Genomic DNA, 25,211 nt, shown 5'->3' on the forward strand with positions numbered 1-25,211 from the left:
TGCTAGATCTCTTTCGTTGCGGTCGGGTCGATGTAGATGTCGCCGTCGATGAGCTCGACGGTGTAGACGGGGACCGGCTCGTAGGCCGGCAGGGTCAACGGCTTGCCCGTGGTGAGCGAGAACTGCGAACCGTGAGCCCAGCACTCGAGGTTGCCGTCTTCGACGAAGCCTTCGGACAGCGAGATGTCGCCGTGGGTGCAGACGTCCCCGATGGCGAACACGTCGTCAGACGCGTCCCGGACGAGGGCGATCGGCACGCCGTCCACCACGACCCGCTTGGCCTGGTTCACGGCGAGCTCGTCGAACGAGCACACCTTCGTCGCCATCAGTGCTGCGCTCCGCCGTCGTCCTGTCCGTCGGCGCCCAACAGCTCTGCTTCGATGGCCGCCGAGAGGCGCTCCTGCAGCTCGGCGTCGCCGATCTGCTGGATGATCTCGACGAGGAATCCACGGACGACGAGTCGCCGTGCTTCGTCCTCCGGGATGCCTCGCGCCTGCAGGTAGAAGAGCTGCTCGTCGTCGAAGCGTCCGGTCGCGCTCGCGTGGCCGGCTCCGGCGATGTCGCCGGTCTCGATCTCGAGGTTCGGAACGGAGTCGGCACGAGTGCCGTCCGAGAGGACCAGGTTGCGGTTCTGCTCGTAGCTGTCCGTGGCGACGGCACGGTTGCTGATGAGGACGTCGCCGATCCAGACGGACCGGGCGCCCTCACCCTGCAAGGCGCCCTTGTAGGTCACGCGGCCCCGGGTGTTCGGAGCGTCGTGGTGCATGTACACCTGCTGCTCGAGGTGCTGGCCCGCATCCGAGAAGTAGACGCCCAGTGAGTCGAGATCGGAGCCCTGACCGGAGAGGTGCAGCGTGGGGTTCACTCGGACGACCTTGCCACCGAGGGACACGACGACGTGCTTGAGGTGTGCGTCGCGGCCGATGGAGGCGAAGTGGCTCGCGAGGTGCACGGCCTCGTCGTCCCACCACTGCACCGACACGACGGTCACGTCCGCCTGCTCGCCGACGACGATCTCGACGTTCTCCGTGAGGCGTGCGTCGCCGGAGTTCTCGATGATGATCAGGCCGCGGCTGAACGGTGCGGCCGTGATGACCGTGTGCGCGGCGCGAGGGCCACCGCCGAGCGCGCTGCGCTCGATGCGGAGGGTCTTGGGCTCCTCACCGGTGACCGAGATCGCGAGCGCCTGCTCGAAACTCGACCACGCGTTCGCCGATGCGCGCTCCTCCGGAACACCAGCCGATCCGACGCGCGCGTCGTCACGACCGATCCACTCGATGCCGAAGCCGTCGACGTCGTCGTGCTGGACCGGGGTGGGCGAGCCGTCGAGCTCCCCCGCGGTGAGGTCGGTGAACTTCGCGACCGGGCTGAGCTTCCAGACCGCCTCGCGTCCCGTCACCGCTGGGAAGTCGGCCACATCATAGGAGCTGAAGCGCTCCGATCGGGTCTGCACCGGGATGACGCGTCCTGCGCCGTCGCTGTGTGCCGTGATGCCGTGCTGTCCTTCGGTCTGAGTCGGTGCTGCAGTCGTCATTAACCGACGGATCCTTCCATGCCCATCTCGATGAGCTTGTTGAGTTCGAGTGCGTACTCCATGGGCAGCTCGCGGGCGATCGGCTCGATGAAGCCGCGGACGATCATGGCCATGGCCTCGTCCTCCGGCATGCCGCGGCTCATCAGGTAGAAGAGCTGCTCTTCGCTGACCTTCGACACCGTCGCCTCGTGTCCGAGCTGGACGTCGTCCACGCGGATGTCGATCGCCGGGTAGGTGTCGCTCCGGGAGATGGTGTCGACGAGGAGCGCGTCGCACCGCACGGTGTTGGCCGAGTGGTGGGCGTTGGCGTCGACCCGGACCTCACCGCGGTAGCCGGCACGGCCGCCACCACGGGCGATCGACTTCGACACGATCGACGACTGCGTGTACGGAGCCATGTGGATCATCTTGGCGCCGGCGTCCTGGTGCTGGCCGGGGCCGGCGAACGCGACGGACAGGGTCTCGCCCTTGGCGTGCTCGCCCATGAGGTAGATGGACGGGTACTTCATCGTGACCTTGGATCCGATGTTGCCGTCGATCCACTCCATGGTCGCGCCCTCAGCGGCCGTGGCACGCTTCGTGACCAGGTTGTAGACGTTGTTCGACCAGTTCTGGATGGTCGTGTACCGCACACGCGCGTTCTTCTTGACGATGATCTCGACGACCGCGGAGTGCAGCGAGTCCGACTTGTAGATCGGCGCGGTGCAGCCCTCGATGTAATGCACGTAGCTGCCCTCGTCGGCGATGATCAGCGTCCGCTCGAACTGGCCCATGTTCTCGGTGTTGATCCGGAAGTAGGCCTGCAGCGGGATCTCCACGTGCACGCCGGGCGGCACGTAGACGAAGGAGCCACCGGACCACACGGCCGTGTTCAGCGCCGCGAACTTGTTGTCGCCGGACGGGATGACCGTGCCGAAGTACTCCTCGAAGAACTCGGGGTGCTCGCGCAACGCGGTGTCGGTGTCCATGAAGATGACACCCTGCGCCTCGAGTTCCTCGTTGATCTGGTGGTAGACCACCTCGGACTCGTACTGCGCGGCGACGCCGGAGACGAGGCGCTGGCGCTCGGCCTCGGGGATGCCGAGCTTCTCGTAGGTGTTCTTGATGTCGTCCGGCAGGTCTTCCCAGGTCTGGGCCTGCTTCTCGGTCGAGCGGACGAAGTACTTGATGTTCTCGAAGTCGATCTCGGAGAGGTCGGCGCCCCACGTCGGCATGGGCTTGCGCTCGAACAGCTGCAGGGCCTTGAGGCGCCGCTGCAGCATCCAGTCCGGTTCGCTCTTCAGCGCGGAGATGTCGGCCACGACCTCGGTGGAGATACCGCGGCGCGCTGAGGCGCCGGCGACGTCGCCGTCGTGCCATCCGAACTCGTATTGGCCGAGTCCGGCGAGCTCTGGGCGATCGATCAGGATGTCTGACATGTGTCCCTCTTTCCTCCCTGGAGACAACCACCGGATGGAGGTCGTCATTCCCTCCCGTGGGACGCGCCTGATCGGAGCGGGTTGGGGAGGGGATGTGCGGGCGGCTTCTTCGCGAACCTACAATGTTCTTGAACCATGGCGCTTCTCGCGCGCACCGTGAACCTCATAATCCTACAGCTTCCTGTGGGTTGTGGGTGAGGACGGTGCATACCGTCGCCGTGGCCACCGCGAACCGAAGGACCGACCCGTGTCAGACCACTCCAAGACCGCCAGTCGCGCGACGCCGCCGCGCAGCCTCCCCGAGCGGGTGCGCGCCACGCGGTTCTGGCAGTGGTTGCCGACGACGATCGACAAGCGGGTGCGGGTCGTCGCCTGGTTCTCGTTCGCGTTCCAGCTCGTCCTCATCGGCACCGGTGGAGCCGTCCGCTTGACCGCTTCCGGTCTCGGTTGCCCCACCTGGCCTCGCTGCACGGACGACTCGTTCGTGAACACGCCGGAGATGGGGATCCACGGGATCATCGAGTTCGGCAACCGTCTGCTGACGTTCGTCCTGGCGATCATCGTGATCGCCGCGTTCCTCGCGGTCATCCGCATGCGTCGGCAGCGGCCGGACCTCTTCCGACTGACCCTGCTCCAGGGGCTGTCCATCCCGGCACAGGCCGTCCTCGGCGGTATCACCGTGCTCACCGGCCTGAACCCGTACGTGGTGGGGCTGCACTTCGTCATCTCGATCGTCCTGGTCGCCCTCGCGACGATGCTCGTCCACCGGGTCTACCGCGGGCCCCGTGGCGCGGTGAAGGTCATGCCCGGTTGGTACCTCGGCGTCGTCCACCTCACGAGCCTGTTCGTGGCTGTGACGGTCGTCTTCGGCATCCTGACCACGGGCTCGGGACCCCACGCCGGCGACAACTCCAAGGAGGTGCCCGCTCCGCGGAACGGCTTCGACCCGGAGTTCCTGCAGCACCTCCACAGCTGGCCCGCCTACGCGACGCTCGCGGGCACCGTCGTCCTCCTCATCGGGGCGATCGTGCTCGGCGCACGCCGAGGGTCGCGCGGCGTCCGCACCGCGGTCACCACACTCCTCGCGGTCGAAGTCGCGCAGATCGTCGTGGGACTCACCCAGGCGCGCCTCGGACTCCCCGAGGTGCTGGTCGGGCTGCACATGGTGCTCGCCGGACTCCTCGTCGCCGCGATGACCTGGGTCGTCCTGCAGCAGCGGATCCCGGTGCGGACGGCGTCGAACGACGAGCGTCCGGTCTCCCTCAGCGCCGCGCGCTGACTCCGCCGCGTCGTCGACGACGGGTCGACGCGCGCCGCTGGAGGTGCTGCCCTCGGACGACGGCTCAGAGCATCCCGACGGCGGTCACGCGGACCACGGCCGTGCCGGTCTCGTCGGAGGCGTCGAGGTCGATGACGGCAGCGATCCCCCAGTCGTGGTCACCGGCCGGGTCGGCGAACACCTGGCGCACGCGCCAGACTCCCCCGGCATCGCCGACGGGGCGTTCGTCCTCGTCGTCGATCACGAGGAGGGCAGGGCTCCGCGCCGCGGCTCCCGTCGGCAACTCGCCGTGCTCCTCGAAGTAGGGGTCCATGGCATCGGCCCAGGCGTCGGCGTCGAATCCCGCAGAGGCGTCGAGCTCGCCGAGCGCGTCGTATTGCTCCAGGGAGGCGAGCTGGACCCGGCGGAAGAGTTCGTTCCGGACCAGGACCGTGAACGCACGCCGGTTCGCGAGCACGCTGCGCGGTGTCGGCGGGAGTGCGTGGACGGCCTCGGCATGCCGTTCCGGATCCGGGTGGGAGAGTTCCTCCCACTCGTCGAGCAAGCTCGAGTCGACCTGGCGGACGAGTTCGCCGAGCCACTCGATGAGGTCCTGGAGTTCCTCGTCCTTGAATTCGTCCGGGACACTCTGGCGGATCGCCCGGAAGGCGTCCGACAGATAGCGCAGGACGAGCCCCTCAGACCTCGACAGGCTGTAGAACGACACGAACTCGCTGAAGTTCAGCGCCCGCTCGATGAAGTCGCGGACGACCGCCTTCGGGCGGAGCTCGAGGTCGAGTGCCCAGGGCTGGGCGGCGGTGTAGCTGGTGAACGCCGCCTCGAGGAGCTCTGCGAGTGGCTTCGGGTGGGTGACCTGTTCGAGGAGCTCCATGCGCTGGTCGTACTCGATCCCCTCGGCCTTCATCGCCTGCACGGCCTCGCCCCTGGCGAGGTGCTGCTGGGCCATCACGATCTGACGGGGGTCGTCGAGGGTCGACTCCACCACCGAGATGACGTCGAGTGCGAAGCCGGGTTCCGCCGGGTCGAGGAGCTCGAACGCCGCGAGGGCGAAGGGTGAGAGTGGGGCGTTGAGGGCGAAGTTGGGCTGCAACTCGACCGTGAGACCGATGACGACCTCACCCGTGTCGGGATCGGTGGTCTGGGTGATCACGCCGGCGGTGCGCAGCGTGCGATAGATCTCGAGCGCGCGTCTGGCGAGGGCGAAGCGTCTGGCGCGCGGTTCGTGGTTGTCGAACACGAGCGAACGGATGGTGCCGAAGCTGTCGCCGCCACGCGCGATGACACTGAGCATCATCGCGTGGGTGAGCTGCATGTGGCTCGTCAGCGTCTCCGGTTCGGCCGAGACCAGCCGTTGGAAACTGGGCTCTCCCCATGACACGAAGCCTTCGGGTGCCTTCTTGCGGATGATCTTGCGGCGCTTCTTCGGGTCGTCGCCGGCCTTCTCGATCAGTTTGAGGTTCTCGGTCTCGTGCTCGGGTGCCTGCACCACCACGGTGCCCGCGGTGTCGTACCCCGCTCGACCCGCTCGCCCGGCGATCTGGTGGAACTCCCTCGCGTTCACCTGCCGCATCTTCGTGCCGTCGTACTTCGTGAGCGCGGTGAACAGGACGGTACGGATCGGGACGTTGATCCCGACCCCGAGGGTGTCGGTCCCGCAGATGACCCGGAGGAGGCCCCGTTGCGCCAGTTGCTCGACGAGGCGTCGGTACTTCGGTAGCATGCCGGCGTGGTGCACGCCGATACCGCTGCGGACGAGTCGGGACAGGGTCGTGCCGAACGCGGTGCTGAACCGGAAGTCACCGATGGCCGCGGCGATCTCGTCGCGCTGCTCCCGCGTGACGACCTTGAGGCTCGTCAACGCCTGCGCCCGCTCGAGCGCGGCCGCCTGGGCGAAGTGCACGATGTAGACGGGCGCCTGGCCGGTGTGGAGGAGATCCTCCACCGTTTCGTGGATCGGCGTCGTCGCGTAGGAGAAGTGCAACGGCACGGGGCGTTCGACGCCCGTCACGACGGCGGTCTCGCGGCCGGTGCGGCGCTCGAGGTCGGCCGCGAGTTCGCCGACGTCTCCGAGCGTCGCGGACATCAGGATGAACTGGGTGTCCGGCAACGTGAGCAGCGGGACCTGCCAGGCCCAACCCCGATCCGGGTCGGCGTAGAAGTGGAACTCGTCCATCACGACCTGGTCGATGCCCGCATCGGTGCCGTGTCGCAACGCCAGGTTGGCCACGATCTCCGCGGTGCAGCAGACGATCGGCGCGTCGGCGTTCACCGAGGAGTCGCCGGTGACCATCCCGACGTTCTCCGCGCCGAACATCTCGACGAGGGCGAAGAACTTCTCGCTGACGAGTGCCTTGATGGGGGCCGTGTAGTAACTGCGTCGGCCGGAACTCAACGCGGCGAAGTGCGCGCCTGCGGCGACGAGGCTCTTCCCGGTGCCCGTGGGCGTGGACAGGATGACGTTGGCGCCGTCGACGATGCCGATGAGCGCCTCCTCCTGGGCCGGGTAGAGGCTGAGACCGCCGGCTTCGGCCCAGGAGACGAACCGGTCGAAGACGATGTCGGGGCTCTCCCCCATCGCAGCGATCAGCCGGCCACGTTCCGCTGCGTCAGCCACCGGGTCAGAACGGGAGCAGCGGGTCGATGCCGACGGCGAGGAACAGCAGGGTCAGGTAGGTGATCGAACCGTGGAACACGCGCATGGGCGAGACGTGCTCGTGGCGGATCGCCAGGTTGTAGAGGCGGTGGGTCTCGTAGACGAACCAGCCGCCGGACAGGAGGGCGACCGCACTGTAGAGCAGTCCCATGTCCGCCACGGGGATGAGCAGGAGGGAGCAGGCGACCGTGGCCCAGGCGTAGAGGATGACCTGCAGGCCGACCTGTGCCCGCCCGCGGACGACGGCGAGCATCGGTACGCCGACGGCCTGGTAGTCGCTCCGGTACTTCATGGACAGCGGCCAGTAGTGCGGCGGCGTCCACAGGAACACGACGGCGAACAGGATGATCGGTGCCCAGGTGAGCGAACCGGTGACGGCGGCCCAACCAATGACGACGGGGAAGCAACCGGCGATCCCGCCCCAGATGATGTTCTGCTGGGTGCGTCGCTTCAACCACAGGGTGTAGACGAACACGTAGAAGAGGATCGCGCCGACCGACAGCGAAGCGGCCAGCCAGTTGGTGGTGGCGAGGAGCCACACCGTCGACACGACGCCGAGCGTCCAGGCGAACACGAGGGCCTCGCGCGGCGTGACCTCGCCGGTCACGAGGGGGCGCTTCTTCGTGCGGTCCATCACCGCGTCGATGTCGCGGTCGATGTAGCAGTTGAACGCTGCGGCGGAGCCGGCGCTGAGCGCGCCGCCGATCACCGTCGCGATGACGAGCCACCAGTCCGGCAGGCCGCCCTTCGCGAGGATCATGACCGGGATCGTCGTCACCAGCAGCAGTTCCATGACCCGGGGCTTGGTGAGGGCGATGTACGCCTTCGCCTTGCGTCGGAAACCGAGCCTGGGGCTCGACACACGTTCTGCTACAGCGACGTCCATTGCTCCTCTAACGTTCGGTTCACCACGCACTGCTCGCCCGGTACGCGGTCCGCAGACGATTCTACGACACCGGCGAGGCGCACCGTACTCCGCGAGGGCGCTGCGCGCGGCTCACCGCCGGCAGGCTCGTCGGCAAGCTCTGTGACGTCGAAAGTCCACCCGTGTTCGCGCTGGTCGAACATCGACCGACAGCTGCGGTCTGTCGCTATGCTGGGAAGTGCTCGCCAGCCACTGTGCACGCGTGCGCCCCCTTCACCCAGTTCGAAGAGCGGTGTCGTGTGCTCGGACGCCGAAGACGACGTGGGCCGCGAACGTACAGAAGAAGGCTCGACCGCTCGTCGGCCTCCTGTTCCGATGAGAAGGGTCAGTATTCAGTGGCAGATCTGCAGTGGGAAAGCATTGACAGCAAAGCGGTCGATACGGCGCGCATCCTCGCCGCCGACGCGGTCGAGAAGGTCGGCAACGGCCACCCGGGGACGGCGATGAGTCTCGCCCCCGCCGCATACCTCCTGTTCCAGAAGGTCATGCGCCGCGACCCGAAGGACCAGGACTGGCTCGGGCGCGACCGCTTCGTGCTGTCGGTCGGGCACAGCTCGCTGACGCAGTACGTCCAGCTCTACCTCGGTGGCTATGGCCTCGAACTCTCCGACCTCGAGGCGCTCCGCACCTGGGGTTCGCTGACGCCCGGCCACCCGGAGTACGGGCACACCAAGGGTGTCGAGATCACCACCGGTCCGCTCGGCCAGGGCCTCGCATCCGCCGTCGGCTTCGCCTACGCGTCCCGTTTCGAGCGCGGCCTGTTCGACCCCGAAGCAGACGCCGGCACGAGCCCCTTCGACCACTTCGTCTACGTCATCGCGGGTGACGGCGACCTGCAGGAGGGTGTGACGAGCGAGGCCTCCTCGCTCGCCGGCCACCAGCAGCTCGGCAACCTCATCGCGATCTACGACTCCAACCAGATCTCGATCGAGGACGACACCAACATCGCCTTCACCGAGGACGTCAAGGCTCGCTACGAGGCGTACCACTGGCACGTCCAGGTCGTCGACTGGAAGCAGACCGGCGAGTACGTCGAAGACGTCCACGCGCTGAACGACGCGATCGAGGCAGCCAAGGCCGAGACCGAGAAGCCGTCGCTGATCATCCTCAAGACGATCATCGGCTGGCCGGCTCCCAAGAAGCAGAACACTGGCAAGATCCACGGCTCCGCACTGGGTGCCGAGGAACTCGCCGCCGTCAAGGAGGTCCTCGGGTTCGACCCCGAGCAGAGCTTCGTCGTCGCCGACGAAGTCATCGAGCACACCCGCAAGGCGATCGACCGTGGTGCCGAGGCCCGTGCCGAGTGGCAGCAGGCGTTCGACGCCTGGGCCGCGGCCAACCCCGAGCGTGCTGCGCTGCTCTCGCGTCTCGAGACCGGCGAACTCCCCGAGGGCGTCGAGTCCGCACTGCCCGTCTTCGAGGCAGGCAAGGACGTCTCCACGCGCGCCGCTTCCGGCAAGGTGCTCAACGCCCTCGGCCCGGTCATCCCCGAACTCTGGGGCGGCTCGGCCGACCTCGCCGAGTCGAACAACACCACCATCGAGGGCGGTGCGTCGTTCATCCCGAGCGAGCACTCCACCCACGAGTGGACCGGCAACCCGTACGGACGCGTCCTGCACTTCGGTATCCGTGAGCACGCGATGGCCGCCATCCTCAACGGCATCGTCCTCCACGGACCCACCCGCGCGTTCGGTGGCACCTTCCTCATCTTCAGCGACTACATGCGTCCGGCCGTCCGTCTGGCCGCGCTCATGAACGTGCCGTCCATCTTCGTGTGGACCCACGACTCCGTCGCCCTGGGTGAGGACGGCCCGACGCACCAGCCGATCGAGCAGCTCGCCTCGCTCCGTGCCATCCCGAACCTCGCCGTCGTGCGACCGGGTGACGCGAACGAAGTCGCCTACGCCTGGCTGGAGATCCTCAAGCGCCGCGGCGGCCCCACCGGCATCGCGCTGACCCGTCAGAACATCCCGGTGTTCGAGCGAGGCACGGGCGACGCGTCCGGCGAGACCTTCGCCGCCGCGTCCAACGTCTCGAAGGGTGCGTACGTGCTCGCCGAGGCGCCGAACGGCACGCCCGACGTCATCCTCATCGCGACGGGTTCCGAGCTCCAGCTCGCCGTCGAGGCCCGCGAGGTCCTCCGCGGCGAGGGCGTCAACGCCCGCGTCGTCTCGGTCCCCGCGCTCGAGTGGTTCGAGGAGCAGTCCGCCGAGTACCGCGAGTCCGTCCTGCCGAAGGCCGTCACCGCGCGCGTCTCCGTCGAGGCGGGTCTCGGCCTGACCTGGAAGAGCATCGTCGGCGACGCCGGCCGCACCGTGTCGATCGAGCACTTCGGTGCCTCCGCCGACTACAAGACGCTGTTCCGTGAGTTCGGCATCACCACGGAGGCAGTCGTCTCCGCAGCACACGAGACGCTCGGCAAGTAGCCCGGGCGAAGGAGACAGAAGAACATGACTGAAACCCCAACCGCCCAGCTGTCAGCCGCCGGCGTCAGCATCTGGCTCGACGACCTCTCCCGCGGACGCATCCAGTCCGGTGGCCTCGAGCAGCTCATCGCCGACCGCAACGTCGTCGGCGTCACCACGAACCCGACCATCTTCGCCTCGGCGCTCAGCAACGGCGACGTCTACGCCGAGCAGGTCGCCCAGCTGGCCGCAGCAGGCAAGGACGTCACCGAGGCGGTCTTCGAGATCACCACCGACGACGTCGCGTCCGCGTCGAAGATCTTCCGTGGCGTCTACGACGCCTCCGGCGGGTACGACGGCCGGGTCTCGATCGAGGTCGAGCCGGGCTTCGCCCACGACGCCGCTGCCACGATCGAGCAGGCCAAGGCCCTCTGGACCAAGGTCAACCAGCCCAACGCGATGATCAAGATCCCCGCGACCGTCGAAGGTCTCGAGGCCATCACCGCGGTCATCGGCGCCGGCATCAGCGTCAACGTCACCCTGATCTTCAGCCTCACGCGCTACCGCGAGGTGATCAACGCCTTCCTGACCGGTCTCGAGCAGGCCAAGGCGGCTGGGCACGACCTCTCGACGATCCACTCGGTCGCCTCCTTCTTCGTGTCGCGCGTCGACACGGAGATCGACAAGCGTCTCGAGGCCGTCGGCACCCCCGAAGCGGCCGCGCTGAAGAGCAAGGCCGGCGTCGCCAACGCCCAGCTGGCCTACCAGGTCTTCGAGCAGGAGTTCGCGAGCGAGCGGGCCACCGCCCTCCTCGAGGCCGGCGCCAACAAGCAGCGTCCGCTCTGGGCCTCGACGGGCGTCAAGTCCGCCGACCTCCCCGACACGCTCTACGTGACCGAGCTCGTCGCCGACGGTGTCGTCAACACCATGCCGGAGAAGACGCTCGAGGCGACCTTCGACCACGGCGTCATCACCGGCGACACCGTCACCGGCTCCTACGCAGCGGCCAACGAGGTCCTCGACGCGATCGCCGCGCAGGGTGTGTCCTACGACGAGGTCACCGAGCTCCTCGAACGCGAGGGCGTCGAGAAGTTCATCGTCTCCTGGAACGAGTTGCTCGAGACGGTGAAGACGGCGCTGGAGGCCTCCAAGTGAGCTTCAAGATCCACGTGAGCGGTGCGGCCGAGGCCGCCGTCGCGTCGGTCGTCCCGACGCTCGTCAGCGACCTCGTCGCATCGCGGATCACCGACCAGGACCCCACCCTGTGGGGTCCTGCAGCCGAGGCCGAGGCGTCCAAGCGCCTCGGCTGGGTGCAGGCGGTCTCCGTCTCCCGCCCGCTCGTCGAGCCGATCCTCGCTCTGCGCGAGCAGTTCAACGACCAGGGTGTCGACCACATCGTCCTCGCGGGCATGGGCGGATCCTCCCTCGCACCCGAGGTCATCACGGGCACCCTCGGGGGCCACCTGACGGTGCTCGACTCGACCGCACCCGGTCAGGTGCTCTCGGCTCTCGCGGACCGCCTCGAGACCTCCGTGCTCGTCGTCTCCTCGAAGTCCGGCTCCACGGTGGAGACCGACAGCCAGCGACGTGCCTACGAGGCTGCGTTCACGGCGGCCGGCATCGACCCCGCCGGTCGGATCGTCATCGTCACCGACCCGGGCTCGCCGCTCGAGGCGGCGGCGAACGAGGCGGGTTACCGCATCTTCAACGCCGACCCGAACGTGGGCGGCCGCTACAGCGCGCTCACCGCGTTCGGTCTCGTCCCCTCCGGTCTCGCCGGGGTCGACATCGGTGCGCTGCTCGACGAAGCCGACGCCGTGCTCGGTGAGCTGGCCATCGACGACGCGTCGAACCCGGGGCTCATCCTCGGCGCGGCGCTCGGCGGTACCGTCCCGCTGCGCGACAAGGTCGGACTCATCACCGACGGCACGCACATCGTCGGTTTCCCCGACTGGGCCGAGCAGCTCATCGCCGAATCCACCGGCAAGTCCGGTCGCGGACTCCTGCCGGTCGTGCTCAACCCGCTCGCACCCGAGTTGGAGTCGAAGCCGTCCGATCTGCAGATCGTGCGGATCGTCGACGACGCCCACGAGTTCCACCTGCTCCCCCGCGACCGTCACGAGGGCGAGATCCTCGTGAGCGGCAGCCTGGGCGCGATGATGCTCGTGTGGGAGTACGCCACCGTGATCGCCGGTCGCCTCATCGGCATCGACCCGTTCGATCAGCCCGACGTCGAGTCGGCGAAGGTCGCCACGCGCGGGCTGCTCGACAACCGCCCGGAGCCTGAGGCACCCGCCTTCGTCGCCGACGGTATCGAGGTCCGCGGGACGACCGACCTCCTGGATGGCGTGACCACCCTGTCCGGTGCCGTCGAGGCACTGCTCGCAAGGCTCCCGGAGGACGGCTACGTCGCGATCCAGGGCTACGTCGACCGCCTCGCCTCGCCCCAGCTCGAGAGCATCCGCGACCTCGTCGCGGCGAAGGCCGGTCGCCCCACCACCTTCGGTTGGGGTCCGCGCTTCCTGCACTCGACGGGTCAGTACCACAAGGGCGGCCCGGCGAACGGCGTGTTCCTGCAGATCACCGAGACGGCGCCCGTCGACCTGGAGATCCCGGAACGACCGTTCACCTTCGGCCAGCTCATCGAGGCCCAGGCGGGTGGCGACGCCCGCGTCCTCGCCGAGCACGGTCGTCCGGTCCTCACGTTGACCCTCACGTCGCCGGACCAGAACATCGTCACCCTCTTCGACGCCGTCAACGACTAACGCGTCACTGCACAAGGAGCTTCATGTCCCCGGTGGAAATCACCCCGGAGTCCAACCCGCTGCGGGTTGACTCCGATCGGCGCCTCAATCGGATCGCCGGTCCGAGCGGCCTCATCATCTTCGGTGTGACAGGCGACCTGTCCCGCAAGAAGTTGATGCCGGCCGTGTACGACCTCGCGAACCGGGGGCTGCTGCCCCCAGGGTTCTCGCTCGTCGGGTTCGCCCGACGGGACTGGGAGGACCAGGACTTCATGGAGGTCGTCCACGACTCGGTGAAGCAGTACGCCCGCACGGAGTTCCGTGAGGACGTCTGGAATCAGCTCGCGCAGGGCATCCGCTTCGTCCCCGGCGAGTTCGGGGACGACGCGGCCTTCGAGAAGCTGAAGGCCACCATCGAGGAGCTGGACGCGGATCGCGGAACGATGGGCAACCACGCGTTCTACCTGTCGATCCCCCCGAAGGCCTTCCCCCAGGTGACCGAGCAGTTGCGTCGATCCGGCCTCGCGGAGCCCGCGGACGGGCAGTGGCGTCGTGTCGTCATCGAGAAGCCCTTCGGGAGTGACCTGAAGACGGCTCGCGAGCTGAACGACATCGTGCAGTCCGTGTTCCCGTCGGATTCGATCTTCCGGATCGACCACTACCTCGGCAAGGAGACCGTCCAGAACATTCTGGCGCTCCGGTTCGCCAACCAGCTCTACGAGCCCATCTGGAACGCCAACTACGTCGACCACGTCCAGATCACCATGGCCGAGGACATCGGCGTCGGGGGTCGTGCCGGGTACTACGACGGCATCGGCGCGGCGCGCGACGTCATCCAGAACCACCTGCTGCAGCTGCTCGCGCTCACGGCCATGGAGGAGCCCATCTCCTTCAACGCCTCGGATCTCCGCGCGGAGAAGGAGAAGGTCCTCGCGGCCGTCCGCCTGCCGGACGACCTCGGCGCGGCGACCGCCCGTGGGCAGTACGCCGGTGGCTGGCAGGGCGGTGAGCATGTGCTCGGCTTCCTCGACGAGGACGGGATGAACCCCGCCTCGACGACGGAGACCTACGCGGCCATGCGTCTCGACATCAACACGCGACGATGGGCCGGCGTGCCGTTCTACCTCCGTGCAGGCAAGCGCCTCGGGCGTCGTGTCACGGAGATCGCCGTCGTGTTCAAGCGCGCTCCGCAGTACCTGTTCGCCGAGAGCCAGACCTCGGCGCTCGGGCAGAACGCGCTCGTCATCCGGGTCCAGCCCGACGAGGGTGTCACGATCCGTTTCGGCTCGAAGGTTCCAGGGGCCGGAACCCAGGTCCGCGACGTGACCATGGACTTCGGGTACGGACACGCCTTCACCGAGGCGAGCCCCGAAGCGTACGAACGACTCATCCTCGACGTCCTCCTGGGCGACCCCCCGCTCTTCCCCCGTCACGAGGAGGTCGAGCTCTCCTGGAAGATCCTCGACCCCATCGAGGAGTACTGGGCGGCACAGGACCAGCCGCTCGAGCAGTACGCTCCCGGCACCTGGGGGCCGTCCTCCGCCGACGACCTCATGACCCGCGACGGACGCACCTGGAGACGACCATGATCGTAGACCTGCCAGACACCACCACCAGCAAGCTGTCGAAGGCGCTCGTCACCATCCGCGAGGATGGCGGCGCGGTCGCCCTCGGTCGCGTGCTCACCCTGGTCATCTCCACGCGCCTCGGCGCGGAGGAGGAGGCCATCGAGGCCGCCAACGAGGCCTCGCGCGAGCACCCGATGCGCGTCATCGTCCTCTCCACGGAGCACGACGACAACGACTCCACGATCGGAGACCGGCTCGACGCCCAGATCCGCGTCGGCGGCGACGCCGGCGCGAGCGAGGTCGTCATCCTCCGCGCCTACGGTGCGGTGGCCGAGAACGAGGAGAGCCTCGTCACCGGCCTGCTGCTGCCCGACGCCCCCGTCGTGGCCTGGTGGCCGGGTGAGGCGCCGGAGCGCGTCTCGACCTCCCCGATCGGCCGCATCGCCCAGCGTCGCATCACCGACGCGTCCGCGGCGGCGGACACCCACGCCGCCCTGCGCGGCCGTGCGGCCAACTATGCCCCGGGCGACACCGACTTCGCCTGGACCCGACTCACCCTGTGGCGCGCGCAGCTCGCTGCCGTGTTGGACCAGCCTCCGTACGAGCCGGTCACGGCCATCGAGGTGTCCGGTGCCTCCGACTCGCCGTCGACCGAACTCCTGGCAGCGTGGCTGCAGCTCCAGCTGCAGGTCGACGTCACCCACGAGCTCAGCATGGCCCACGGCTCCAGTGGCATCCACGGGGTCCGACTGACGCGCGCCTCCGGCAACGTCGTCCTCGAGCGCCCCGTGCCCGACATCGCGACGCTCATCCAGCCCGGTCAGCCGACGCACGACCTGTCCCTCCCCCGTCGTAGTCTGCGCGACTGCCTCGCGGAGGAGCTGCGGACGCTCGACCCGGACGTGCTGTACGGCCAGGTCATCACCGTCGGCCTCCCCGGACTCGGCGAGCCGGTCACGCTGCGCGCTCGGACGAGCTGATGCCGACCGAGCGACGCGTCCTCGTCTATCAGGACCGCGACCAACTGACGACCTCGGTCGCCAAACGGTTCCTGTCCCGGACCCGCGAACTCCTGGAGTCCCAGGACACCGTGCACGTGGTCCTCACCGGCGGAACGGTCGGGACCGGCACGCTCGCCGCGGTCGCCGTGTCGAAGGATCGCGACCGGGTCGACTGGTCCCGGGTACACCTCTGGTGGGGAGACGAACGGTGGGTCGCGCGCGACGATGCCGATCGGAACGAGCTGCAGGCTCGGGAGGCGCTCCTCGACAGCCTGCTGGGTCTCCCCGAGCGCGCTCTCGTCGCTGAGCACGTGCACGGCTACCCGGCGCCGGAGGACGGGATCGACCTCGACACGGCCGCGGTCCGGTACGCGGACGAGCTCCGTCGGTTCGCGAAGCCCGGAGAATCCCATCCGCGGTTCGACATCACCTTCCTCGGGGTCGGCCCCGACGGCCACATCGCATCGCTCTTCCCGGAACGTGCGGAGGTCTCGGTGACGGACACCTCGGTCGTCCCGGTCCGGAACTCCCCCAAGCCGCCGGCCGAGCGGTTGAGCCTCACGCGTCCGGCGATCAACTCGTCTGTCCGGGTCTGGCTCGTCCTCGCCGGGACCGACAAGGCCTCCGCCTTGGGGCTCGCCCTCGCCGGCGCGAGCTACAACGAGGTTCCTGCCGCCGGGGCAAAGGGTCGGAAACGGACGGTCTTCTTCGTCGACCAGGAGGCCGCCGCCGAGGTCCCCGACTCGTTGATCCTGCCGGAGTACTAGACAGCACAGCGGGCGCGTCGACAGGACCACGAAGAAAGGCCGTTCCCCCCGGGGAACGGCCTTTCTTCGTGGTCCTGGTGGTCGACGCTACTTCGACACGGTGCCGCGGCGTGCACGGAGCTGCTGCAGCGCTTCTTCGAGCAACTCCTCGGCCTCGGCCTCGGTGCGACGCTCCTTCACGTACGCGAGGTGGGTCTTGTAGGGCTCCAGCTTCGCGACCTCGGGCGGGTTCGCCTTGTCTCGTCCGGCGGGGAGGCCGGAGGTCGGGCAGTCGATCGTCTCCGGGATCTCCTCGTCCGGGACGTTCGCCGCGAAGTGACGGATCGTCTCGTTGCCGAGGGCGTCCCAGTAGGAGATGGCGATGCGGTCCGCGTGGTAGCCGTGGTCCTGTTCGCCCATGGGACCAGCGCCGACGCGTGATCCCCTGATTGCGCTTCCGCCTGATGCCATGGTGTGTTCTCTTTCTCGTGCTGTCGAGAGCGGTCGGATGTTTGGTGGAGTGCGGCCCGCTGGCGGGCGTCGCGGCCGACTACGCGGCGGCGAACTTCGTCAGCAGCCCGATCACGACGATGCAGGCGCCCCAGGTGAGGCCGAGGATGACGGTGAAGCGGTTCAGGTTGCGTTCAGCGACGCCGGAGGAGCCGAGGTTGCTGGAGGACCCGCCGCCGAACATGTCGGAGAGTCCGCCGCCGCGGCCCTTGTGCAGCAGGATCAGGAAGGTGAGCAGGAGGCTGGTGATGCCGAGCAGCACCTGCAGGATGACCTGGAGAATCTCCACGTGAGACCTTTCGCATTCGCGTTCAGAGGGGCTGAACCGCCGTCCAGTATACCTCGACGATGAAACGGTCACGGCTCGGCCCGCGGCTGGTGCCGCGGACCGAGCCGTCCTGGCGTGTCAGGTGTCGGAGCCCGTCACAGACCGACGTGCTGCGAGAACCGGGCGATACCGGCGAACTCCTCCGCGAGCAGACTCGCGCCGCCGACGAGCGCGCCGTCGACGTCGGGCTCGCGCATGAAACCGGCGATGTTCGACGCCTTCACGGAGCCGCCGTACAGGATGCGCGTGCGCTGTGCGGCCTCGTCTCCGAGGACCTCGGCGAGCGTGCTGCGCAGTGCTGCCGCGACCTGCTGCGCCTGGTCGGGCGTCGCCGCCTGTCCGGACCCGATGGCCCAGACCGGCTCGTACGCCACGACGATGTCGGCATCGCGACCGAGTCCGTCGATCGCCGCGCGGAGCTGCGCGACGGGGACCGCGGAGGGGCCGTGCTGTTCGAGGTCTTCGGCCGTCTCACCGATGCAGATGACGGGGACGAGACCGTGTCGCACGGCGGCAGCCGTCTTGGCCCGGACGAGCTCGTCGGTCTCATTGTGGAGCGTCCGACGTTCGGAGTGGCCGACGAGGACGTACGCGCAATCGAGCTTTGCGAGGAACGCGCCGGAGATCTCGCCGGTGTAGGCGCCCGAGTCGTGCTGGGAGAGGTCCTGAGCACCGTACGCGAGCTTGAGCTTGTCGGCTGCGACGATCGTCTGGACGGAGCGGAGATCGGTGAACGGGGGGAAGATCGCCACCTCGGCGTCGGCATAGTCGTGCTTGCCGTCCTTCAGCGTCCAGTCGAGCTTCTGGACGAGGGCGATGGCCTGGAGGTGATCCAGGTTGAGCTTCCAGTTGCCGGCGATGAGGGGCACACGCGTGCGCCCGGGGGTTACTGCTGCCATCCGAGGACCTCCAGTCCAGGCAGACGCTTGCCCTCGAGGAACTCGAGGCTTGCGCCGCCACCAGTTGAGATGTGACCGAACTGGTCATCATCGAAGCCGAGCGCGCGGACCGCTGCGGCCGAGTCACCGCCACCGACGACGCTGAGGCCGTCCGTGCGGGTGAGTGCTTCCGCGACCGCGCGAGTGCCGGCGGCGAAGGGGGCCAGCTCGAACACGCCCATCGGACCGTTCCAGAACACCGTCTTCGATCCGGCCACGATCTCGGCGAACGCCTTGGCGGTGTCGGGTCCGATGTCGAGTCCCAGACCCTTCGCGCCGAACGGGGTGTCCTCGATGCGGTCAGCCGGGCGGACGACGTGCTCGGCGTCGGCGCTGAACCCGGCCGCGACGACGACGTCCGTCGGCAGCACGATGGTGACGCCGAGTTCCTCCGCCTTCGCGAGGTAGCCGCGGACCGTGTCGATCTGGTCGGCCTCGAGCAGGCTCGATCCGACCGAGTGGCCCTGTGCCGCCAGGAAGGTGAAGAGCATGCCGCCCCCGATGAGCAAGGAGTCGACGCGAGGGAGCAGGTGGCCGATGACGCCCAGCTTGTCGGACACCTTCGAGCCGCCGAGGACGACCGTGTACGGCCGCTCGGGGGTCTCGGTCAGGCGATCGAGGACTTCGAGTTCGGTGGAGATGAGCAGACCCGCTGCGCTCGGGAGGAGCTTCGCGAGTTCGTACACGCTCGCCTGCTTGCGGTGCACGACGCCGAAGCCGTCTGAGACGACCACATCGCCGAATGCGGCGAGCTTCGCGGCGAACGCCTCGCGCTCGCCGGCGTCCTTGCTGGTCTCGGCCGAGTTGAACCGCAGGTTCTCGAGCAGCACGACGTCGCCGTCGGTCTGGGCGGCGACGGCATCGCTCGCGGCGCTTCCGACGGTGTCGGCAGCGAAGGTCACCGGCTTGCCGAGGAGTTCCGACAGGCGCTGAGCGACGGGGGCGAGGCTGTACTTCGCGTCCGGCGATCCGTCGGGGCGTCCGAGGTGCGAGACGATGACGACGCGAGCGCCCTGGTTGATGAGCGCGTTCAGGGTGGGGAGCGCCGCGCGGATGCGTCCGTCGTCGGTGATGACGCCGTCCTTGAGCGGGACGTTCAGGTCGAGGCGGACGACAGCACGACGGCCGCCGAGGGCTCCGAGCGAGTCGAGGGTGCGAAGGGTCATGGAGAAGGTCTTTCTTGCACTGAGCCGACGGCCGCCGAGGAAGCCGAACGGGCGCCCTGAAGCTGGTTCAGGACGCCCGTTCGGACCATGCGGTGTCTGGCTGCTCTGGTGAGGAGGTGGTCAGACCGCCGGTGGTTAGAGGCGGTCCGCGACGTACTCGGTGAGGTCGACGAGGCGGTTGGAGTAACCCCACTCGTTGTCGTACCAGGAGGCGACCTTGACCTGCGTGCCGATGACCTTGGTGAGGCCGGCGTCGAAGATCGAGGAGTGCGGGTCGGTCACGATGTCGCTCGAGACGATCGGGTCCTCGGTGTACTTGAGGATGCCCTTGAGCGGACCCTCTGCGGCGGTCTTGTAGGCCGCGTTGATCTCCTCGACCGTGGCCGGGTTGGTCAGCTCGACCGTGAGGTCCGTGATGGAACCGGTCGGGACCGGAACGCGCAGGGCGTAGCCGTCGAGCTTGCCGACGAGCTCCGGGATGACGAGGCCGAGTGCCTTGGCTGCACCGGTCGACGTCGGGATGATGTTGACGGCCGCAGCGCGTGCACGACGGAGGTCGCTGTGCGGGCCGTCCTGCAGGTTCTGGTCGGCGGTGTAGGCGTGGACCGTGGTCATGAGGCCACGCTCGATGCCGAAGTTGTCGAGCAGCACCTTGGCGAGCGGCGCGAGGCAGTTCGTGGTGCAGGACGCGTTGGAGATGATGTCGTGCGTCGCGGCGTCGTAGGTGCCCTCGTTCACGCCGAGGACGATGGTCGCGACGTCGCTACCGGTGGCGGGAGCGGAGACGAGGACCTTCTTGGCGCCGGCGGTGATGTGCTTGCGCGCGTCGTCGGACTTCGTGAAGCGGCCGGTCGACTCGATGACGATGTCGACACCCAGCTCGCCCCAGGGGAGGTCGGCGGGGTCGCGCTCGGCGAGGACGATGATGGGCTTGCCGTTGACGATGATCTTGTCGCCGTCGAGCTCGACCGTGGCGTCCAGACGACCCGTGATGGAGTCGTACTTCAGGAGGTGGGCGAGCGCCTTGTTGTCGGTGAGGTCGTTGACTGCGACGATCTCGAGGTCGCTGCCCTTGGCGAGGGCGGCGCGGAAGAAGTTGCGGCCGATGCGGCCGAAGCCGTTGATGCCGATCTTGACGGACACAGATGACTCCTGATACTGAGGCGCCAGACGGCGCGATTGTACGGTCTGCTCGGAGTGAGCGCCTCCTCGACTGAGGAGGAAGTGGTCCGTCCCGGCCCCAGGGACCGGGACGGACCGGTCTACTACGACAGTACCAGCAGGCCGTTGGTCTGCTTGCGCGCGACCTCGAAGCGTGCCTGGACGTCTGCCCAGTTGACGATGTTCCAGAACGCCTTCACGTAGTCGGCGCGGACGTTCTTGTAGTCCAGGTAGTACGCGTGCTCCCACACGTCGAGCAGCAGCAGCGGGACGGTGCCGGCCGGGAAGTTGCCCTGCTGGTCGAAGAACTGCTGGATGTTGATGCGCTGACCGAGGGTGTCCCAGGTGAGCGCAGCCCAACCGGAGCCCTGGACGCCGAGCGCGGCCGCGGTGAAGTGGGCCTGGAACTTGTCGAAGCTGCCGAAGTACTCGTCGACCGCCGACTCGAGCTCACCCGTCGGCTTGTCGCCGCCGTCCGGGGAGAGGTTGTTCCACCAGATGGTGTGGTTGACGTGGCCGCCGAGGTTGAACGCGAGGTCCTTCTCCAGCTTGTTGACGTTCGTGAAGTCGTTGGCGTCGCGCGCCTCTTCGAGCTTCACGAGGGCCGTGTTCGCACCGGCCACGTAGGTGGCGTGGTGCTTGTCGTGGTGGAGCTCCGTGATGGTCGCACTGATGTGCGGCTCGAGCGCGGTGTAGTCGTACGGCAATTCGGGCAGTGAGTAAACAGCCATGTTCTGTGTGATCTCCTCGTGTTGTCCCGTGCGCTGTCTGCACACGGCTCTGAGCGTCACGGCCCAGTCTAGCGAGCGGCAACCACGGCGAGACGGGGCTTGTTCCCAGGATGACGAACCGCGACGATACGTCGTCGGCGTCGAGCGACAGGCGGGATCAGTCCTCGTAGTCCGCCGGGAGGTTGGCGTCGGTGCCGGGGATGCCGAGATCGCTCGCGTGCTTGTCGGCCATGGCGAGCAGCCGACGGATGCGGCCCGCGATGGCGTCCTTGGTCATGGGCGGATCCGCGAAGTGCCCCAGCTCGTCCAGGCTGGCCTCGCGGTGGTCGAGGCGGAGCGCACCGGCGTACTGCAGGTGCTCGGGGACCTCGTCACCGAGGATCTCGAGCGCTCGCTCGACCCGCGCGCACGCGGCGACGGCGGCCTGTGCGGAACGACGGAGGTTGGCATCGTCGAAGTTGACCAGGCGGTTCGCGGTCGCGCGGACCTCCTTGCGTTGACGCATCTCCTCCCAGGACGTGACGGTGCCGGTGGCGCCCATGAGCGAGAGCATGCCGCTGATCGCGTCGCCCTCACGGATCACGACCCGGTGGATGCCACGGACCTCCCTGGCCTTCGCCGGGACGCCGATCCGACCCGCCGCGCCGACGAGGGCCATGGCCGACTCGTTCCCCGGGCACACGACGTCGAGCGAGGCGGAGCGGCCCGGATCCGTGAGCGAACCCGTCGCGAGGAACGCACCGCGCCAGACGGCGGAGAGCTCATCGCGCGAGCCGGTGGTCAGTCGGTTGGGGAGCCCACGCACCGCGCGACGGCGGGCGTCCAGGAGTCCTGTCTGGCGCGCCAGGGTCTCGCCCCCCTCGATGACCCGCACCACAAAGAGGGTCGGCTTACCGGAGCTGCCGGGGTTCTGCACGAGGATCTCGCTGCGGATCCCGTACAGTTCGCCGATGTCACGCCGCACGCGTTGCGCGAGGGTCGGGCTGTCGAGTTCCGCCTCGATGGCCACCCGTCCGGAGATCGTGTGCAGTCCGCCGGAGAAGCGGAGGAGCGAGGCGAGTTCGGCCGCACGGACCGAGTTGCGGGTCTCGCGGACGAGCGCCAGTTCGTTCTTGACGTCGGCGGTGAGGGCCACGGTGGTTCCTATCTGTCGTGATCGCGCCGTCGGAGTGCGGCGGCGATCCTGCATGTTCTCGATCCGGGGGCGTGGTGCACCCGGATCGCATGGGCTCGGACGCGGATGCGCCCGGCCCGATGGGCGTCATTCGCGCCCGAGGTCCCGATGCCGGACGTGCACGGCGACGCCGGACTGGCTGCGCAGCCGGTCGGCGAGTTCGAGCGCGACGGCGACCGAACGGTGCTTACCGCCGGTGCATCCGACGGCGATGGTGACGTGCCGCTTGTTCTCGCGTTGGTAGCCGGCCAGCACCGGCTCAAGGGCGTGCGCATAGCTCTCGAGGAACTCCGACGCACCCGGCTGGGAGAGGACGTACTCGCTGACCTCGGCGTCCTGGCCGCTCAACGCACGGAGCTCGGGAACCCAGAACGGGTTCGGGAGGAACCGCATGTCGGCGACGAGATCCGCGTCGGGCGGGAGCCCGTACTTGAAGCCGAAGCTCAACACGGTCACCTGCACGCCGGGCGTCTCCGCGCCGGCGAAGAGCTCGCGGGTGGTGGTGGCGAGTTGATGGATGTTGAGGTCGCTCGTGTCGATGATGACGTCGCTCGACTCCCGGATCTCGCTCAGGCGGTGCCGCTCGGCGACGATGCCGTCCAGGATCGTCCCCTCGCCCTGCAGCGGGTGCGGGCGGCGGACGGCTTCGAACCGGCGCACGAGTGCCGCATCGGTCGCCTCGAGGAAGATCATGCGGAGATGCGTGCCGCCTCGGAGCGCCGGGACGATCTCCTGCAGCTCGCTGAAGAAGTCGCGCCCGCGGACGTCCACGACCGCCGCGATCCGCGGCAGGCGAGAACCCGCGCGCTCGGCGAGGTCCACCAGAGGCCGGAGCATCTGTGGCGGCAGGTTGTCGACGACGTACCAGCCGAGATCTTCGAGAGCGTTCGCGACCGTGGAGCGGCCGGCGCCGGACATCCCGGTGACGATGAGCACTTCCTGCTGATGCTGCGGCTGGCCCGGGGTCATCGACACGCTTTCCTCGAAGGTTTGAAGTCCCAGCCTACCCATTCCTGGGGCCGGCCGAGGGCCCCGTGGAACCCGAGGCCAGGGCCTCGTACACGGTCGCCGCCAGTTTGCCGCCGATGCCCTTCACCTCCTCGATCTCCGCCGGTGTCGCGGTCTTCAGCCGTGCGACGGAGCCGAAGTGGCGCAGGAGCTCACGCACCTTCGCAGGGCCGAGCCCCGGGATCTCACCGAGGACGGTGGAGATGTCGCGCTTGCGCTTCTGGCGCTGGAAGCTGATGGCGAACCGGTGCGCCTCGTCGCGCACCCGCTGGAGGAGGAACAGCGACTCGCTCCCCCGCGGCAGGATCACCGGGTACGGGTCGTCCGGGAGCCAGATCTCCTCCAGTCGCTTCGCCAGCCCGCACAGGGTGATCCCGGTCAGACCCGACTCCTCGAGCGCGCGAGCGGCGGCCGCGACCTGCGGTTGCCCGCCGTCGACGATGAGCAACTGCGGCGGATAGGTGAACTTGCGCCGCTTGCGCTCCCCGGTCGTCTCGTCGACCGTCTCGACCGGTTCGCTCGACGTGAGGTGGGCGAGGCGACGCGACACGACCTGGTAGATCGAGTCGGTGTCGTCGGTGGACTCGGCGACACCGAAGCGACGGTATTCGTCCTTCCGGGAGAGTCCGTCCTCGAACACCACCATGGACGCGACGATGTTGGTACCGCTCAGGTGCGAGACGTCGAAGCACTCGATCCGCAGCGGCGCCTCGGTCATGCCGAGGGCGTCCCGGATGTCCTCGAGTGCCTGGGTCCTGGCCACGAAGTCGGAGCTGCGACGGGTCTTGTAGAGCATCAGGGCCTGTTTGGCGTTGACGACGGCGGTCTCCATGAGCGTCGCCTTCTCGCCACGCTGGGCGACCCGCACGGCGACCTTGGAACCGCGGCGCTCGGCGAGCCAGTCCTCGAGGCTGGCAGCGTCGTCGGGCAGCTCGGGAACGAGGACCTCGCGCGGGACATCGGGCCCGTTCGCGGCGGCGTAGACCCGCTGGACGACGCTGTCGACGAGTTCCGCCGTCGACATGTCGAGTTCCTTGTCGACGGTCCAGGAACGGACACCGCGGATGCGTCCGCCGCGCACGATGAACTGCTGGACGGACGCCGCGAGCTCGTCGTGGTCGATGCCGAAGAGGTCGGCGTCGACGGCGTCGCGGAGCACCACGGCGCTCTTCGCGAGTACCTGGTCGAGCGCCTGGAGCTGATCCCGGTACACCGCTGCGGACTCGTAGTCCTGGCGCGCCGCCGCGGCCTTCATGTCGGCCGTGATCCGCGTCGTGAACCGGCGGTCGTTCCCCACCATGAACGAGACGAAGTCGTCGACGATGGCGCGGTGTTCCTGGATGGACACCTTCCCGGAGCATGGCCCGCCGCAGCGTCCGATCTGACCGGGGAAGCACGGCTTCCCCGACGCCATGGCGCGCTTGTAGGCCGAGTCCGAGCAGGTGCGGATCGGGAAGACCTTGATCATGAGGTCGACGGTGTCGTGGACGGCCCAGATCTTGGGGTACGGACCGAAGTACTTGGCTCCGGGGATCCGGGTGTTGCGGGTCACCATGACGCGCGGTGCCTCGTCGCCGAGGGTCACCGCGAGGTACGGGTACGACTTGTCGTCGCGGAATTTGACGTTGAAGGGCGGGTCGTACTCCTTGATCCAGGTGTACTCCAACTGCAACGCCTCGACGTCGCTTCCGACCGTCGTCCAGGTCACGCCCGTCGCGGTCGTGACCATCCGCCGGGTGCGCTCGTGCAGCGTGTGCAGCGGTGCGAAGTAGTTGCTCAACCTCGCGCGGAGGTTCATCGCCTTGCCGACGTAGAGCACCCTCCCCGAGTCGTCACTGAAGCGGTAGACGCCGGGCAGGGTGGGGATCTCCCCTGCCTTCGGCCGGTACGCCAGGCCGCTCCCCCCGCGGGCAGCCGCCACG

The 25,211-nt window shown here is 68.2% G+C and carries 21 protein-coding genes; 7 read left to right on the forward strand and 14 right to left on the reverse strand.

Annotated elements, in window-relative coordinates:
- Positions 1 to 2: 2 nt before the first annotated feature.
- The 3 genes from ASE44_RS03230 to sufB are packed head-to-tail and all read right to left on the reverse strand — an operon-like array spanning position 3 to position 2,952.
- Entirely contained in the window at positions 3 to 326 is a 324-nt protein-coding gene (locus ASE44_RS03230; RefSeq protein ID WP_056005628.1) for a non-heme iron oxygenase ferredoxin subunit, read from the reverse strand.
- Positions 326 to 1,534: a Fe-S cluster assembly protein SufD gene (sufD, locus tag ASE44_RS03235; RefSeq protein ID WP_056777405.1), complete on the reverse strand. Its 1,209-nt coding sequence runs from the start codon at positions 1,532 to 1,534 to the stop codon at positions 326 to 328. The genes ASE44_RS03230 and sufD overlap by 1 nt, the downstream gene beginning before the upstream one ends.
- Entirely contained in the window at positions 1,534 to 2,952 is a 1,419-nt protein-coding gene (sufB, locus tag ASE44_RS03240; RefSeq protein WP_056005633.1) for a Fe-S cluster assembly protein SufB, read from the reverse strand. Before sufB ends, sufD begins: the two co-directional genes overlap by 1 nt.
- A 247-nt stretch (positions 2,953 to 3,199) precedes the next feature.
- Here sufB and ASE44_RS03245 point away from each other — a divergent pair, with 247 nt between their 5' ends.
- The gene (locus tag ASE44_RS03245) at positions 3,200 to 4,231 is read left to right on the forward strand and encodes a heme A synthase (protein ID WP_369817170.1); all 1,032 of its coding nucleotides are present in this window, start codon (positions 3,200 to 3,202) and stop codon (positions 4,229 to 4,231) included.
- Positions 4,232 to 4,295: 64 nt separating this feature from the next.
- On the opposite strand, the gene ASE44_RS03250 is transcribed toward ASE44_RS03245, so the two are convergent.
- Both ASE44_RS03250 and ASE44_RS03255 read right to left on the reverse strand, forming a co-directional pair.
- Positions 4,296 to 6,806: an RNA helicase gene (locus tag ASE44_RS03250; RefSeq protein WP_056780809.1), complete on the reverse strand. Its 2,511-nt coding sequence runs from the start codon at positions 6,804 to 6,806 to the stop codon at positions 4,296 to 4,298.
- Positions 6,807 to 6,849: 43 nt separating this feature from the next.
- Positions 6,850 to 7,770: a heme o synthase gene (locus tag ASE44_RS03255; protein WP_056005639.1), complete on the reverse strand. Its 921-nt coding sequence runs from the start codon at positions 7,768 to 7,770 to the stop codon at positions 6,850 to 6,852.
- Between the two features lie 374 nt (positions 7,771 to 8,144).
- Here ASE44_RS03255 and tkt point away from each other — a divergent pair, with 374 nt between their 5' ends.
- The 6 genes from tkt to pgl are packed head-to-tail and all read left to right on the forward strand — an operon-like array spanning position 8,145 to position 16,294.
- Positions 8,145 to 10,235 (forward strand): transketolase, encoded by a 2,091-nt coding sequence (tkt, locus tag ASE44_RS03260; RefSeq protein ID WP_056005642.1) that lies wholly within the window; start codon positions 8,145 to 8,147, stop codon positions 10,233 to 10,235.
- Positions 10,236 to 10,259: 24 nt separating this feature from the next.
- Positions 10,260 to 11,369, forward strand: a complete 1,110-nt coding sequence (gene tal / locus ASE44_RS03265; protein WP_056777407.1) for a transaldolase — start codon at positions 10,260 to 10,262, stop codon at positions 11,367 to 11,369.
- Positions 11,366 to 12,979, forward strand: a complete 1,614-nt coding sequence (locus ASE44_RS03270) for a glucose-6-phosphate isomerase (RefSeq protein WP_056777410.1) — start codon at positions 11,366 to 11,368, stop codon at positions 12,977 to 12,979. Before tal ends, ASE44_RS03270 begins: the two co-directional genes overlap by 4 nt.
- A 23-nt stretch (positions 12,980 to 13,002) precedes the next feature.
- Positions 13,003 to 14,547: a glucose-6-phosphate dehydrogenase gene (gene zwf, locus ASE44_RS03275; RefSeq protein ID WP_056005651.1), complete on the forward strand. Its 1,545-nt coding sequence runs from the start codon at positions 13,003 to 13,005 to the stop codon at positions 14,545 to 14,547.
- On the forward strand, positions 14,544 to 15,506 hold the full coding sequence (locus ASE44_RS03280) for a glucose-6-phosphate dehydrogenase assembly protein OpcA (protein ID WP_056777412.1): 963 nt from the start codon (positions 14,544 to 14,546) through the stop codon (positions 15,504 to 15,506). Before zwf ends, ASE44_RS03280 begins: the two co-directional genes overlap by 4 nt.
- Positions 15,506 to 16,294 (forward strand): 6-phosphogluconolactonase, encoded by a 789-nt coding sequence (gene pgl / locus ASE44_RS03285; protein ID WP_056777415.1) that lies wholly within the window; start codon positions 15,506 to 15,508, stop codon positions 16,292 to 16,294. The genes ASE44_RS03280 and pgl overlap by 1 nt, the downstream gene beginning before the upstream one ends.
- An 87-nt stretch (positions 16,295 to 16,381) precedes the next feature.
- On the opposite strand, the gene ASE44_RS03290 is transcribed toward pgl, so the two are convergent.
- The 9 genes from ASE44_RS03290 to uvrC form a co-directional block, all read right to left on the reverse strand.
- On the reverse strand, positions 16,382 to 16,744 hold the full coding sequence (locus ASE44_RS03290) for an RNA polymerase-binding protein RbpA (protein ID WP_056005659.1): 363 nt from the start codon (positions 16,742 to 16,744) through the stop codon (positions 16,382 to 16,384).
- A gap of 79 nt (positions 16,745 to 16,823) precedes the next feature.
- Positions 16,824 to 17,072, reverse strand: a complete 249-nt coding sequence (secG, locus tag ASE44_RS03295; RefSeq protein WP_056005661.1) for a preprotein translocase subunit SecG — start codon at positions 17,070 to 17,072, stop codon at positions 16,824 to 16,826.
- 134 nt (positions 17,073 to 17,206) lie between these two features.
- A complete protein-coding gene (gene tpiA, locus ASE44_RS03300) occupies positions 17,207 to 18,010 on the reverse strand; it encodes a triose-phosphate isomerase (protein WP_056777418.1) in 804 nt (267 codons plus the stop codon).
- Positions 17,998 to 19,215, reverse strand: coding sequence for a phosphoglycerate kinase (gene pgk / locus ASE44_RS03305; RefSeq protein WP_056005666.1), 1,218 nt, complete (start codon positions 19,213 to 19,215; stop codon positions 17,998 to 18,000). The genes tpiA and pgk overlap by 13 nt, the downstream gene beginning before the upstream one ends.
- 135 nt (positions 19,216 to 19,350) lie before the next feature.
- Positions 19,351 to 20,358, reverse strand: a complete 1,008-nt coding sequence (gap, locus tag ASE44_RS03310; RefSeq protein WP_056005669.1) for a type I glyceraldehyde-3-phosphate dehydrogenase — start codon at positions 20,356 to 20,358, stop codon at positions 19,351 to 19,353.
- Between the two features lie 122 nt (positions 20,359 to 20,480).
- Positions 20,481 to 21,107: a superoxide dismutase gene (locus tag ASE44_RS03315; protein WP_056777423.1), complete on the reverse strand. Its 627-nt coding sequence runs from the start codon at positions 21,105 to 21,107 to the stop codon at positions 20,481 to 20,483.
- Between the two features lie 157 nt (positions 21,108 to 21,264).
- Positions 21,265 to 22,242: a DNA-binding protein WhiA gene (gene whiA, locus ASE44_RS03320; protein WP_056005675.1), complete on the reverse strand. Its 978-nt coding sequence runs from the start codon at positions 22,240 to 22,242 to the stop codon at positions 21,265 to 21,267.
- 126 nt (positions 22,243 to 22,368) lie between these two features.
- Positions 22,369 to 23,250 carry an RNase adapter RapZ gene (gene rapZ / locus ASE44_RS03325; RefSeq protein ID WP_056005678.1) on the reverse strand — a complete coding sequence of 294 codons (882 nt, stop codon included), beginning with the start codon at positions 23,248 to 23,250 and terminating at the stop codon, positions 22,369 to 22,371.
- 34 nt (positions 23,251 to 23,284) lie between these two features.
- The gene (gene uvrC / locus ASE44_RS03330; protein WP_056005680.1) at positions 23,285 to 25,210 is read right to left on the reverse strand and encodes an excinuclease ABC subunit UvrC; all 1,926 of its coding nucleotides are present in this window, start codon (positions 25,208 to 25,210) and stop codon (positions 23,285 to 23,287) included.
- Position 25,211: the final 1 nt, after the last annotated feature.

This window comes from Plantibacter sp. Leaf1 (assembly GCF_001421315.1).
Lineage (GTDB): Bacteria > Actinomycetota > Actinomycetes > Actinomycetales > Microbacteriaceae > Plantibacter.

Excerpts from the sequence above, each read along its gene's own strand:
- sufD (WP_056777405.1), bottom strand. The coding sequence starts at position 1,534 with ATGACGACTGCAGCACCGACTCAGACCGAAGGACAGCACGGCATCACG.
- ASE44_RS03315 (WP_056777423.1), bottom strand. The coding sequence starts at position 21,107 with ATGGCTGTTTACTCACTGCCCGAATTGCCGTACGACTACACCGCGCTC.
- sufB (WP_056005633.1), bottom strand. The coding sequence starts at position 2,952 with ATGTCAGACATCCTGATCGATCGCCCAGAGCTCGCCGGACTCGGCCAA.
- pgk (WP_056005666.1), bottom strand. The coding sequence starts at position 19,215 with ATGACCCTTCGCACCCTCGACTCGCTCGGAGCCCTCGGCGGCCGTCGT.
- tal (WP_056777407.1), top strand. The coding sequence starts at position 10,260 with ATGACTGAAACCCCAACCGCCCAGCTGTCAGCCGCCGGCGTCAGCATC.
- pgl (WP_056777415.1), top strand. The coding sequence starts at position 15,506 with ATGCCGACCGAGCGACGCGTCCTCGTCTATCAGGACCGCGACCAACTG.
- ASE44_RS03230 (WP_056005628.1), bottom strand. The coding sequence starts at position 326 with ATGGCGACGAAGGTGTGCTCGTTCGACGAGCTCGCCGTGAACCAGGCC.
- rapZ (WP_056005678.1), bottom strand. The coding sequence starts at position 23,250 with ATGACCCCGGGCCAGCCGCAGCATCAGCAGGAAGTGCTCATCGTCACC.
- zwf (WP_056005651.1), top strand. The coding sequence starts at position 13,003 with ATGTCCCCGGTGGAAATCACCCCGGAGTCCAACCCGCTGCGGGTTGAC.
- tpiA (WP_056777418.1), bottom strand. The coding sequence starts at position 18,010 with ATGGCAGCAGTAACCCCCGGGCGCACGCGTGTGCCCCTCATCGCCGGC.
- ASE44_RS03280 (WP_056777412.1), top strand. The coding sequence starts at position 14,544 with ATGATCGTAGACCTGCCAGACACCACCACCAGCAAGCTGTCGAAGGCG.
- ASE44_RS03250 (WP_056780809.1), bottom strand. The coding sequence starts at position 6,806 with ATGGGGGAGAGCCCCGACATCGTCTTCGACCGGTTCGTCTCCTGGGCC.
- ASE44_RS03255 (WP_056005639.1), bottom strand. The coding sequence starts at position 7,770 with ATGGACGTCGCTGTAGCAGAACGTGTGTCGAGCCCCAGGCTCGGTTTC.
- ASE44_RS03290 (WP_056005659.1), bottom strand. The coding sequence starts at position 16,744 with ATGGCATCAGGCGGAAGCGCAATCAGGGGATCACGCGTCGGCGCTGGT.